Annotated in this window: 7 protein-coding genes; 1 reads left to right on the top strand and 6 read right to left on the bottom strand. The window is 71.4% G+C overall.

Annotation, left to right across the window (positions count from 1 at the left end; translation table 11 throughout):
• Positions 1–23: 23 nt before the first annotated feature.
• Both H6693_11160 and H6693_11155 read right to left on the bottom strand, forming a co-directional pair.
• The gene (locus H6693_11160) at positions 24–299 is read right to left on the bottom strand and encodes a hypothetical protein (GenBank protein MCB9516742.1); all 276 of its coding nucleotides are present in this window, start codon (positions 297–299) and stop codon (positions 24–26) included.
• Positions 296–2,053, bottom strand: a complete 1,758-nt coding sequence (locus H6693_11155; GenBank protein MCB9516741.1) for a Na+:solute symporter — start codon at positions 2,051–2,053, stop codon at positions 296–298. The genes H6693_11160 and H6693_11155 overlap by 4 nt, the downstream gene beginning before the upstream one ends.
• Positions 2,054–2,214: 161 nt before the next feature.
• Here H6693_11155 and H6693_11150 point away from each other — a divergent pair, with 161 nt between their 5' ends.
• Positions 2,215–3,588 (top strand): hypothetical protein, encoded by a 1,374-nt coding sequence (locus H6693_11150; GenBank protein MCB9516740.1) that lies wholly within the window; start codon positions 2,215–2,217, stop codon positions 3,586–3,588.
• Positions 3,589–3,612: 24 nt separating this feature from the next.
• On the opposite strand, the gene H6693_11145 is transcribed toward H6693_11150, so the two are convergent.
• The 4 genes from H6693_11145 to H6693_11130 all read right to left on the bottom strand — a co-directional run bounded on the left by H6693_11145 (position 3,613) and on the right by H6693_11130 (position 12,820).
• Positions 3,613–5,022 (bottom strand): flippase, encoded by a 1,410-nt coding sequence (locus H6693_11145; GenBank protein ID MCB9516739.1) that lies wholly within the window; start codon positions 5,020–5,022, stop codon positions 3,613–3,615.
• Between the two features lie 12 nt (positions 5,023–5,034).
• The gene (locus H6693_11140) at positions 5,035–9,150 is read right to left on the bottom strand and encodes a hypothetical protein (GenBank protein ID MCB9516738.1); all 4,116 of its coding nucleotides are present in this window, start codon (positions 9,148–9,150) and stop codon (positions 5,035–5,037) included.
• 124 nt (positions 9,151–9,274) lie between these two features.
• Positions 9,275–10,990 carry a S8 family serine peptidase gene (locus H6693_11135; GenBank protein MCB9516737.1) on the bottom strand — a complete coding sequence of 572 codons (1,716 nt, stop codon included), beginning with the start codon at positions 10,988–10,990 and terminating at the stop codon, positions 9,275–9,277.
• Between the two features lie 18 nt (positions 10,991–11,008).
• A complete protein-coding gene (locus H6693_11130) occupies positions 11,009–12,820 on the bottom strand; it encodes a carboxypeptidase regulatory-like domain-containing protein (GenBank protein MCB9516736.1) in 1,812 nt (603 codons plus the stop codon).
• Between the last annotated feature and the right edge of the window lie 122 nt (positions 12,821–12,942).

Raw genomic sequence — 12,942 nt, 5'->3', positions numbered from 1 at the left:
ACCTCCTCGGGCAGGCCGTCGGTTCAGCGCAGCAGGGTGAGCAGCGTCGTGGCGACGAGGCCGGCGAGCAGCCCCAGCGCCAGGGCCTTCCATCCGCGGAAGGCGAAGCCGGCGGCCAGCACGAGGTTGAGCACCACGGTCATCGCCACGAGCACGAGGAAGACCTGCGCGCGCGGCACGCTCGAGCCGGCGGGCAGCCCGGCGTCCACCACGCGGTCCAGGGTGAGCGGCGAGAACAGCGCCGCCAGCAGCACGCCGCCGACGAAGGCGCCGAGCGCGCGAGGACCTGGCGTCTTCACGCCGTCTCCCGGCGCAGGCTGAAGAGCAGCCAGAGGCCGCCGGCCAGCGCCGCCAGCAGGAGCAACTCGCCCCGCGCGGCGCGGCCGAAGAAGAACTGCCCCGCGCCGAAGAGCAGGCCGTAGATGAGCGCGACGCCGGCCAGCACGTTGGCCCAGGCGCGCGCGCCCGTCACGCCCTGGGGCCGGCGTTCGCCGCCGGGCCAGAAGCGCGCCGGCCAGCGCCCGGGCGGCCGCGTGCGCGCCACGAAGGCGACGAGGCGGCCGGTCGTTTCCCGCGGCCCGAGCAGCGCCACCGTCACCCAGACCAGCGCCGACAGCAGCACGTTGAGGACGAAGATCTCCCAGGCCGCGAAGTGGTGGCCGAACCAGTCCCCCTCGTTGGCCAGGTTCAGCAGGGTCGCGACCACGAGGCTCGTGAGCATCGCGGCGATCTCGCTCCAGGCCGTGATGCGCCACCAGAACCAGCGCAGCAGGAACACCGCCCCGGCGCCGGCCACGAGCTGGAGCAGGAAGACGAAGAGGAAGCTGATCGAGCTGCTCTGCCAGGCCACCAGGCTCCCCAGCACCACGATCACCAGGCCGGTGAGCCGCGCCACGCGCACGTAGTGGCGTTCGGAGGCGTCCTTCTTGAGGAAGCGGCGGTAGACGTCGTGCACGAAGTAGCTCGACGCCAGGTTCATGTGCGTGTCGATGGTGCTCATGAAGGCCGCGAGCATGGCGGCCAGCATGAGGCCGAGCAGGCCGGGGCCGAGGTAACTCGCCATCATCGCCGGGTAGATGGCCTTGTGGTCCGCGGGCACCGGGCCGAGATTGGGATAGACCCAGAGGCTCACCAGCGCCACCAGGAACCAGGGCCAGGGGCGCACGGCGTAGGTGAGCACGGCGAACCAGAGCGTGCCCAGCAGGCTGTCGCGCTCGCTGCGGCTGGCGTTCATGCGCTGGATGAGCACGCCGCCGCCGTCCGAGTACTTCCAGCTCCACCACTGCACCAGCACGGCCACCAGGAAGCCGAGGAAGGCCGCGCGGAAGCCGGGGCTCGCCCAGTCGAAGCCGGTCAGCGGGGCCATGCGCGCGGCGGGTTCGCCGGCGGCGTCGATCAGGTGGGGCAGGCGCGCGCGCAGCGCGGCGAGACCGCCCTCGGCCTGCAGCACCTTCACGGCCAGCAGCACCGCGCCGCCCATGGCCACCACGAACTGCAGCAGGTCCGTCACCACCACGCCCCAGAGTCCGGCCATGCTGGCGTAGAGCGAGGCCAGCGCGATGCAGAGCGCGAGGGTGACGAGCTTCGGCACGCCGAAGGCGCCGGCGATGGCCGTCATGGCCAGGATCACCCAGCCCAGCACCACGACGTTGGTGATGAAGGCGTAGAACAGCCCCTTGAAGAGACGCAGGCTCGCCGCGCCGCGACCGCCGTAGCGCAGCTCGCAGAACTCCACGTCGGTGGTCACGCCGCTGCGGCGCCAGAGGCGGGCGAGGAAGAAGGTCGTCACCAGATGGCTGATCGCGAAGTTGAACCAGACCCAGTTGCCGGCGACGCCCTGCGTGCGCACGAACTCGGTGACCACGAGCGGCGTGTCCGAGGCGAAGGTGGTGGCGGCCATGGACGTCCCCGCCACGAACCAGGGCAGACTGCGCCCGCTGAGGAAGAACTCGCCCGTGTCGCGGCTCGCGCGCCGGCTGAAGGCGAGCCCCAGCCACAGCATGAGGCCCAGATAGACGGCGATCACCACCAGGTCGAGCCAGTGGACGCTCACGTGCACCTCGCGGAGGGGGAAGGGGATGTGCCCGCCATGTAAACACGAGGGCGCGCGGAGGCGTCAAGGACGGAGAATGGGCCCGGGCGGCGGGTCCGCAACGCGCTTGCCAGCAGCGCCCGCCGCCCCTAGGATGCCCCCAACCCCACCGGAGGTGCCCGATGACGCTCAGACGCGCCCTCATCACCGTCCTCATCACGCTGTCGGCCGGCGCGATCGCCGGCCTCGCGAGCGCGGAGACTGGAATGGAGCTCACCGTCTACAACGACGATCTCGCCCTGGTCAAGGAGCTGCGGAGCATCGAGCTCCAGCGCGGCGCCCAGGAGTACACCTACACGGGCGTGCCGGGGCGCATCCTGCCCGAGACCGTCCACTTCCGCAGCCTGCGCGACCCGGACGGCACCGTGGTGCTCGAGCAGAACTACCGCTACGACCTGCTCGACCGCACCAGCCTGCTGGAGCGCTATCGCGGCCAGGAGGTGCGGGCCATGGTGGACGGCCAGTGGAAGACCGTGCGCCTGCTCGCCGCCGGCAACCCGAGCAACGACGAGCCGCTCGGCCGCATCCTCGACGTGGGCGGCGAGATCCACATCGAGGGCTTCATCCTGCCCGAGCTGCCCGAGGGCCTGCTGCTCGAGCCCAGCCTGGTCTGGCTGCTGGACGCGGACAAGGGCGGACAGCACGACGTCGAGCTCTCCTACCTCACCGGCGGCGTGAGCTGGCGGGCCGACTACGTGGCCGTGGTGGGCGAGAAGGACGCGCTCGACCTGACCGGCTGGGTGACCCTGGACAACCGCAGCGGCAAGCGCTACCCCGACGCGCAGCTGAAGCTCGTGGCCGGGGACGTCAACCGCGTGCAGCCGGCCGCCCCGCGCTACGGCAAGGGCGTGGCCATGGCCATGGAGGCGCGCGACGGCGGCTTCCAGGAGGAGAGCTTCTTCGAGTACCACCTCTACTCGCTCGGGCGCAAGGTGACGCTGTCCGACAACGAGCAGAAGCAGGTGGAGCTGCTGCGCGCGGCCGGCATCAAGGCCCAGCGCAAGTACGTCTTCAACTCGAACGTCTGGCAGGAGGACGGCCAGCCGCGGGCCGTGGCGGTCACCATGGAGTTCGCCAACGACGCGAAGAGCGGCGCGGGCATGGCCCTGCCCAAGGGCACGGTGCGCGTCTACCAGGCCGACGCGGCCGGACAGCTGCAGTTCGTGGGCGAGGACGAGGTTCCGCACACGCCCGAGGGCGAGCAGGTGCGGCTCAAGCTGGGCGACGCCTTCGATATCCGCGGCGAGCGCGTGCAGACCGCCATCGACCGCCGCGGCAACGAGATCTTCTCGCGCAGCTTCAAGATCACGCTGCGCAACCACAAGGACAGCGCCGTCACGGTGGAAGTCCTCGAAGCGACGCCGCCCTATCTCGAGTGGAGCGTCCGCGACGCGAGCCAGAATTACGAGCGGCGCTCGTCGCGCGAGCTGGCCTTCGCGGTGGACGTGCCCGCCAAGGGCGAGGCCATCCTCGCCTACACGCTCGTGACCCGATAGACCTGCTCTCCGGCGCGCCGCGGGCTAGGCCCGCGGCCGTCTGGCGAGCAGGTGCTCCAGTTCTCCGAGCGACGCCGCGCGCGTGGCGAGCAGGGCGAGGGTCACCAGCAGGCCGGTCACGGCCAGCCCCCCGAGAAAGCCCAGGGAGACGGCGCGTCGGAGCATCGCCAGCGCCACGGAGGCGAGCCCGCCGGCCGCGGCCACCTGCAGCAGCGGAACCAGGCGCGGCCGGTAGCGCAGCCGCAGCGACGCCGCCAGCGCCAGCGCGGCGGTGAGCGCCTCGCCCGCGAGCAGTCCGATCAGCGCGCCCGCCACCCCGCGCCCGGGCACCAGGGCGAGCATGAGGCCGAAGCTCGTGCCCACGCCGAGGGCCGTCCAGATCGTGCGCTCCCACTGCCGGTCCAGCGCCGTGAGCACGTTGCCCGCCGCGAAGCTCACGAAGCGCAGCGGCAGCAGCCAGACCAGCACGCGCAGCCAGGGCGCGCCCGCCGCGAAGTCCGGGCCCCAGAGCCGGCCGAGGATCACGTCGGCGAAGAAGAGCGTCCAGAGCAGCGGGAAGAGCGCGAGCAGCAGCGAGCGGTGGAAGTAGCCCGCGAAGAAGGGGCGCAGGCCGGCGCGGTCGTTGCGGCCGAGGCGGAAGAGCTCGGGCAGCACGGCCGTCTGCAGCACCAGGGGCAGGATCTGGAGCGTCACCAGGATGCGGGCCGGCGAGGCGTAGAGGCCGAGCGTCTGCTGGTCCACCGACTCCTTGAGCACGACGACGTCCATGCGCGTGGCGACCATGGCCAGCAGGCTGGACAGCGCGAAGAAGAGCCCCTCGCGCCCCACGGTCTCGCGCCAGGTGACGGGCCCCGGCCGCGGCTGGGCGAAGCGTCCGCTGATCAATACCGTGAGCAGCGCCGTCCCCACGCTCACGCCGAGGTAGGTCCAGGCGAAGAACAGCAGCCCGCCGGCGCTCCGCCAGCCCAGCAGCACGAGCGCCAGCAGCGCCAGGCGGCCGGCCACGAGGATCGCCGCGGAGAACTCCATGCGCTGATGGATCTGGAAGACGGCGTCGAAGGTGACGGCGAAGCTGTCGGCCAGCTTCGTCAGCACCAGGATCATGACGAGCGCGTAGAGCCCGGGGTGGTGCGCGGCGTAGGCCTGGGCCGCGAGCAGCATGACCAGCGTTAGACCCAGCTTGATGAGGAGGATGTTGAAGAGGTGCGCGCCTGCCCGGCTCTTGGCCGCCGAGCCCTCCTTGAGCAGGATGCGGTTGAGCCCCAGGTCGAGCACGGCGCCGAAGAGCTCCGCCGCCGACAGCGCCGCCACGAAGTTGCCGTAGTTCTCCACGCCCAGGGCGCGGGCCACCAGCACCGTCACGACGATGCCGATGGCCACGGAGACGTAGCGTCCCAGGGCCAGGGAGAAGAAGTTCCTCAGGATCGGGTTCACGCGGCCTCGTGCCTAGCGCATGCGGACGACCTTGTCCTCCCAGACGAGTTCCTTGCCCGCGAGATCGGTGAGCACCAGCCGCGCGATGTAGACGCCGTTGGCCACCTTGTCCCCCACGTCGTCCCGGCCGTTCCAGCTGACCACCTGACGCTGGCCTTCGCTCAGCGCGCTCAGCGTCTCGCGGTGGATCCGCCGTCCGCTGAGCGTGTAGATGCTGAGGCTGCCCGCTCGCGCGCCGTTCGTCAACTCGAACTGGAAGGTGATCGCCTCGCGGAAGGGGTTGGGAAAGATGACGGCGCTCAGGAGCCGCGTGCTGGCGTCCACCTGCAGCGTGAGGCCGCCGTAGTCCTGGCCCGCGTACTCCACCAGCAGCGTGTGCTCGCCCGGCGCCCAGTCGTAGTCCAGCTCCATGCGGTAGATGTTCGGCAGCTCCGTGGCGCTCGCGACGACGGCGCTGAGTTCGCCGTCCACGCGCAGCGCGAAGGACGAGGGCGGGATCTCCGCCGAGGGCACGAGGATGTCCAGGCGCAGGCTGCCGCGCGGGCGAATCCACTGGCCGGCGCTGAGCTGCTCGTCCGCCAGGTAGACACGCACCTCCTTGGGCACGGGCAGCTTGAACTCGGCCAGTCGGCCGGCGACGTCCCGCGCGCCCAGCACGACGGCGTTGGTGTTGAAGTCGTAGGGGATGCGCGCGCTCACGTGCCAGGCGCGCCCCTGCCCGCGCGCGGCGACCGCGAGCGTGTCGAAGGGCGCGAGGCTGTCCAGCGGCGCCACCAGCTCGTCCGTGAAGGCGGGCTCGGCCGTGAACGCGAAGTCCGTGCGCAGCGAGTCGCGCAGCGTGAGCGTCTGGAGGTAGGTCTCGTCCCAGACGAGCCCCTCCACCCGCAGGGTGTCGCCGGTCTGCTGGGCCGGCACGTAGTCGCCGGGCGCCATCTCCTGCTCGTTGAGGAAGACGCGCAGCCGCGGCGGCGCCATGTCCAGGCGCAGGAGCGGATCGCCGAGCAGGTGGGTGCGGTAGGAGGCGGTCTGGTCGCCGAAGCGCAGCTCCACCACCATCTGCAGCAGGCCGGCCAGCCATTCGGGGAAGACCGCGATGGCGCCGTCGGGATCCACCCCGTTCAGCATGACCTCGTGCCAGTCCTTCTGCCAGCGGATGTTGGGGAAGAGGTACTCGTAGCCGTCGCTGGCATAGCTCGCCACGGCGCCGCGGTTCTGGTCGAGGAAGAGCAGCTTCTCGCCCAGGCAGTCGCCCACCACGCTGCGCGCCTCCTGGTGGTTGGCGAACTCGTTGGCGTGGCAGCCGAAGACCGTCCAGAAGAAGGGCCTGTTGACGTTCGTCATCGAGTCCTGATCGTGACGGCCCTGGCTGGTCATGAAGAGCTGCTCGTGGCAGAGCAGGCCGCGGTTGGCGTGGCACTGGATCGAGGTCCAGAGGTAGCCCTGGCTCAGGCTGTCGATGTACACCGGCGACACCACCGGGCTGATGGTGCTGCTGATGTCCCCTGCGAAGGGTGGCTGGTGGGTGAGGTAGTACTCGTCGGTGAGCGTGCTCAGATAGAAGGGGACGGCCTCCGTGTCCCCCACCCAGGAGTCGCGAACGGTGGGCAGGGCGGCGGCCACGCCGATCTCGAATTGCTCCTCGTTGGCGCGGCAGTAGAGGTAGTCCGTCGTGGCGTCGTCGTAGACCCAGCAGTCGTCGGCGGCCAGGAGAAAGCGCTTGCGCCAGGGAGCGTCGGCGGCGCAGGGGCCGTCGGGGTCGGTGCTCTCGTAGCACTCGATCTTGTCGAGGATGCGCTCCAGCTCCGTCGCGTTCCCCACCGGCAGGCGCCCCATCAGCATGGACGGCCACGCGTTCCACTGCCACTTGACCACCCACTCCTCGAGGGCCACGAGCTCGTCGCGGTCCACCTGCTCCTGCTTGGAGTGGACGGGCAGGAAGTCGGGCATCGCGTTGGGGTTGATCTCCCGGGCGTCCTTGTCGGCGTCGCCCACGAGCAGCAGCGCCTCGGCGCCCCACTGCTGGTAGGCGAAGCGCGCGGCGTTGCGGATGCCGATGGGACCGCGCACGCCCTCGAAGAAGGCGTCCCAGACCTCCGACGCGCGCAGCATGCGCACGCGATAGCCCTGATCCTCGCGGCGGTCCACCCAGCGCTGCATGCCGGCGTAGAAGTCGTCGTGGGCGATGACCAGCACGTCCACCGGGGCGGTCTCGTCCAGGCTGGCGACGTCCGCCGGCGTCGCGATGCGCGGCGCGCGCAGCGAGGCCCGGTCGGCCAGCAGCCAGGCCTCGTCGCCGGTGAGATCGCGGCGCAGGCGCAGGGTGTAGTTGCCGGCGCTGCCGGTCTGGTTGGAGGCGCCGAGCGAGACGCGGGTCGGCGCGCTGCCGACGCCGCCCGCACCGCCGCCCAGCCGCACCAGCTGCCAGCCGCTGCGATCCGCGCTCAGTCCGCTCACCTGGATCTCGGCGGGGCCCAGGGCGCCGTCGGCGTCGAAGCGCAGGCTGTCGTCGAGCGCCGCGTAGCCCGAGACGTAGTCCAGGTCGTACCACTTGAGGAAGGTCTTCCACTGCCCGCTGTCGCTGCGGTCGACGTGAAGCGTGTTTCCAGCCGGGTCGAGGCAGCCCGCGGGGATCGTCGCCTCGTAGTCCACGGTGTTGTTGAAGGTCACCTGGACGCCGGGGAGCGCGCAGCCCCCGCCCCCGTTCTGGATGTCCACCGAGAAGTCCCGGATGGCGTCGCCGGCGTCGCGATTCGCGCCCTGGAACTGCAGCCGCAGCGTGGCCGCGCTGTCCGCGCTGGCCGCGGGCGCCGGGAAGGGCAGGTCGAGCATGTAGTTCTCGGGAGCCGCCGGCTGACGCCAGTAGTAGAGGTTGTCGTCCCAGACCTCGAGGCTGACGCCGGCGTAGAACCAGATGGGCGGCGCGGCGTTGAAGTCCTCCTCGCCCTGCACCCAGCGGCGGCGGTGGAAGCTGTCCCGCAGCGGCCAGCTGCCCACGTCCGACCAGGCGGTCTCCACGGGCATCTCGCTCACCAGCGCGGGATCCACGGCGACGAACAGCGCCGCCTCGCGGCCGTACCACTCGATGGGGTCCACGCTCTCGGGCTGATGCCGCAGGCGCCAGCCCACGAAGACGAGCGTGTCGCCCGGGTCGAGGAGGCCGTCGGCGTCCGCGTCCACGAAGTAGCGCGGCTCGGGGCGCTCCTCGTAGACCGGCTGTTCGCTGACGTCCCAGCTGAAGTGGCGACGGTAGACCGCGATCTGGTTGAGCGGCGTGCCCGCGGCGATGCCGCGGCCGATCAGGCTGTCCCCCGGCACGCCGTAGAGGCCGTCCTCGCCGGTGAGCAGCTTGAGACGCGCCGTGGCCCGCAGGCCGCGATCGCTGCCGGCGCCCGCGCGCTGGGGCACGCGCTCGCGCCAGGCGCGGGCGGGCCGGGGATTGAGCAGCACGCCGTCGTAGAGCCGGGGCCAGAGCCGGTCGGGGCGCGACAGGGCCGCGCGGCCCGCCGCGTCGCTCCGCGCGCCCGCCGCGCCGCGAAAGCGGACACGGACCCGCAGCTCCGTGGCGAGGCCGAGCCCCGTCGCGGGCGACCAGCCCAGGGGTTCGGCGATGAGCTCCACCACGCGCTGGTCGCGCAGCCAGCGCGTCTCGCCCAGGCGCACGCGGGCGGGATAGTCCTTCGCGAAGGCCTCGGCGTCGCGGACGAGCGTCTCGTCGTAGAGTGTGTCGAGGCCATCGGAGGTGGCCTTCGGCGTGGGAAAGGGCAGCGGTTCGCCGTCCACCGCGCGGCTCGCGACGAGCTGCCAGTCGAGCACGGCCTCCTGCCCAGGCGGCAGCGCGACGAGCCCACGCCAGCGCGGAAGCATCGGCGCGCCGGAGGCGCGGGGGTCGGTCGCGTCGGCGCTCTCCAGCGTGCAGCCGGCGATGTCCGCGTAGACGCCGCCGTCCATCTCACGGAAGTCCCCGTCGTCGAAGCGCAGAACGAGATCGAGACCGTCCTGGTCGGCGCGCAGCAGATCCGTCCCCGGGGCGAGGACGCCCTTCGCCACCGCGCCGGCGCTGCCGACGAGGGCGGAGCTCAGGAAACCGAGTGCCAGCAGGGTGGGAAGCAGGGGCTGGAGTCGCTTCACGAGACCCTCCTCGGTGGTCGAGTGGCGGTGCCAAGCGGTTGCATGGGCAGGGTTTGGCAGAGGTGGGCCAGGGCTGGCGGGAATCTAGCACCCGCCTCGGGCGAAGTCCAGACGACTTGGCCGCCTACTTCAGCAGCATCACCTTGAGCCGCTGCTGATGTCCCTCACCCGCCAGCCGCAGCACATACACGCCGCTGGCCACGGGGTGCCCGCCGTCGTCGCGGCCGTCCCAGCTGAGCGCGTGCGCACCGGCGTCGAGGCGTCCCGCGTGGAGTCGGCGCAGGTGGCGCCCCTGCAGGTCGAGGACGTCCAGGCGCGCGTCCAGCGGGTGGTCGAGGGAGAACGCGATGCGCGTGCTCGGGTTGAAGGGATTCGGCCAGTTGCCCGCGAGGTGCAACGGTCCGGCCGGCGCGGCGGCGGGAGCTGCCGTGGCGCCCAGCCACTCGTAGGCCGCCAGCGCGTTCACGATGCCCCAGCCGTAGTCGTTGTCCGGAGTCGTCGACTGGCTGGCGGTGCGGCGCAGCGCCTCGCGCAGCAGGACGGGACTCGTGCCGGGGTGGGCGCCGAGCAGCACGGCCCCCACGCCCGCGGTCAGCGGGCAGGAGAAGCTCGTCCCCGAGGCGCCCTGGTACTGGTCGAGCGTGCCGGGGACGACCACGTTGTTGGACACGCCGAGCGCGCAGACGTCGGGCTTGATGCGCCCGTCGGCCGTGGGCCCCGGCGAGCTGAAGCCGGCGATCTCGCCGGTGATCTCCACGGCGCCCACGGTGATCACGCTGTCGCCGTCGGCGGGCGCGGCGATCGTGCCCGTGGTCTGCCGGTAGTTGCCGGCGCTGTTGAAGACGGCCACGCCGAGCGCCACGGCCATGTCCGCGGCGATGGTGGTCACGCAGGTGTTACCGTCATAGTCCTCGAAGGTGTACCAGTCGTCGTAGGCGAGGCTCGAGCTGACCAGATCGCAGCCGTTCGCCTCGAGCCACTCGATGCCCTCGACCCAGAAGTCCTCCTCGGCGGGCACCTCCTGGCTGACGTCCTCGGTCTTGGCGAGGTAGAAGCTCGCGCCGAAGGCCGGGCCGATGAGCGAGCCCGGCGCGTGGCCGGCCAGGGTCGAGAAGGTCTCGGTGCCGTGGTTCTCCTGGCCGTCGGGGTCGCCGGGCTCGTTGGCGACGACGGGATCGTCGTTCACGAAGTCGTAGGCGCCGAGCACGCTGAGGCCCGAGAGCGCCTCGTGCGTGGTGTTGAAGCCCGAGTCCAGCATGCCCACCACCACGCCCTCGCCGTGGAAGCCGAGGTCGTGCAGCGGCGGCAGGTTCACCTGCTCGAGTTCGGGCAGGCTGCCGCCGTAGTCCAGCGGCAGCGCGCGGTTCGCGCCCGGGGCGCTGGGCGCGGGGAGGCGGTCGGGCTCGGGGCGCCCGGCGCCGCCCACCGGCGCGAGGCGCGCGACGAAGGGCGCCGTCGCCAGCAGCCGGACGCCGGCGCCGTCCGTGACCACGGTCACCGCGGCCAGCCAGCGGCTCTCGGCGCGCACGGAGAAGCCATGCGCCGTCAGCCAGTCAAGGTAGGCGGGGTCGTTGGGCAGATCGGCCCAGCCGACGACGTCCGCGCTGCGCCCGAGCCGCGCGCGGCGGGCGAGGGCGCGTGCGCTGAGCCGGTTCGCGGCGTCCTCGTGCGCGGCGGGGCTGTCCTCCATGGCGCCCTTGTCGGCGAAGAAGACCCAGACGGGGCGCGGACCGTCGGCCAGCCAGGGCGATAGCGCGGGCGCCACTTCGGCGGCGCGCGCGGCCGTGCAGGCCGAGGAGAGCAGCAGCAGGGAGAGGGTGAGGAGTCGCCGCGGCTGCATGGTCGGTACGTCCTTTCGCTATTTCAGCATGAGCAGCTTGATCGCCTGGTCCTCGGCCACCCCTTCCACCCGCAGACGCGCGTAGTAGACCCCGCTGGGCAGCGCGGCGCCGTGGTCGTCGCGGCCATCCCAGAGCAGCTCGTGCGAGCCCTCGCTCAGGGCCTCGCCGCCCAGCAGCCGGCGGACGTGCCGCCCGCGCGTGTCGAGGATCTCGAGCCCGACGGTACCCCCGTGGGCAAGATTGAAGCGCAGCGTGGTCGTGGGATTGAAGGGGTTGGGGAAGCTGCCCTCGAGCGTCGCCGCCATCGGCGGCTCGGCAACGCCGGTGCTCTCCGGCACGAGCTGGATGTCGAGCACGGTGGGCGCGCCCCAGGTGGTCGTGACGCCGGGGATGTCCTGGGCGTGGTAGCCGTCCGCCTCCACGTGCACGGTGTAGGTGCCCGTGTCCAGGAGCTTGTAGTAGTCGCCCACGTCAGGGTCGGTGACCACGGACTTGCTGATGCCCGCCACGCTCACGGTGGCCGCCACGGGATCGCCGGTGATGACGTCCGTCACCCGGCCGTTCACGCCGTAGCGCGCGGCGCGGATCCAGTGCATGTAGCTCTCGCGGTTGTTGTCCCAGTAGGTCTCGAGCTGGCTGGAGGGCGGCTGGTAGCTGTCCGAGAGCTCGACGATCACGTGCAGCGCACCCGTCTCGTTGTAGGCCCAGTCCTGCATGCTGCCCTTGGTGACGTACCACTGCGCCCCGTTGGTGATGCCGTGGAACCAGTCGCCGTTCCACATGGGCAGGTTGTAGTAGCTGTACTCCTCGGAGAGCGCGATCAGCGCGTCGTTGTCGGGGGCCAGCGTGTAGGTGTAGTCCCAGGGGTAGTTCACCACCACCGCGCCGCTGTGGCTGTCCTGGCTGATCACGCAGTGAGTGCCGAAGCCCCAGGCCTTGATCGCCTGCGTCTCGGGCTCCTCGGTCCAGAGGCCGTCGCCGCCGATCGTGCCGTCGGGCACGGGGAAGTTGCGGTTCAGGTCGACGCCGTGGTTGTTGCTGCGCGTGTTGGCCACGTGGCCGTCGGGGTTCACGAGGGGCAGCAGGAGGATCTCGGTGCTGTTCACCAGGTCCGTCACGTCCTCGTGGCCCGCCACACCGTAGCTGCTGGTCAGGTAGTCGAGGAGGAAGAGGCTCATCTCGACGGCGATCTTTTCGTTGCCGTGGATGTTCGCGCAGAGCCGCACCTCGGGCTCGGCCTCCTCGGCGCCGTTCACGTTGTCGCTGATGCGCAGCGTCCACAGCTCGCGCCCCAGCACCGACTGCCCGATGCTCTCCAGGTGGACGATGTCGGGATAGGCCGCCGCCGTGTCCTGCAGGATCTGCTCGATCTGCGCGAAGGTGTGGTAGACGCCGCGCGTGCCGACGCGCGCATCCTCGCCGCCGCGCGCCTGCTGGGCGGCCCAGGTGGCCTCGATGGCATCCTGTACCTCGCGCTCCGTGTCGCGCACGCGCAGCGGCTGGACACCCGCGGCTTCGAGCGCGGCGAACTCGTCCTCGGTGACGCGGGTGCGCAGCAGCAGCGCGGTGGAGTAGGGCGTGTCGCCGACGGGCCGCAGGTCTTCGCGCTGGAAGGCGGCCAGGGGCACCGCGTCCAGCAGGGCGCGGGCGGCCTCGGCGTTCGGCAGGCTGATCTCCACAGGGAAGTCGGTCCAGACGGCGGGCACCCAGAGGGGCAGGCCCTTCGCGTCGGTGGGGATCGCGGTGGCGGCCAGGGCGGCGGGCGCCACGGCCAGCAGGCACAGAGCAAGGCACGCCAGGCGGCGCAGGCAGGTCACACCCATCGTCATCCATCCTGTTGCTGAGAACCGGTCAAGGCCATGGGGACGGCACGGCTCGGGGCCGTAAGTGCAATTGTAGCACAGATGAGACGGACAGCCAAGCGCCCAGGGACCGCATCAGTGGCGGACCA

The organism is Candidatus Latescibacterota bacterium (assembly GCA_020633725.1).
Lineage (GTDB): Bacteria > Krumholzibacteriota > Krumholzibacteriia > JACNKJ01 > JACNKJ01 > VGXI01.
This window is presented reverse-complemented; position numbering and strand designations above follow the sequence as displayed.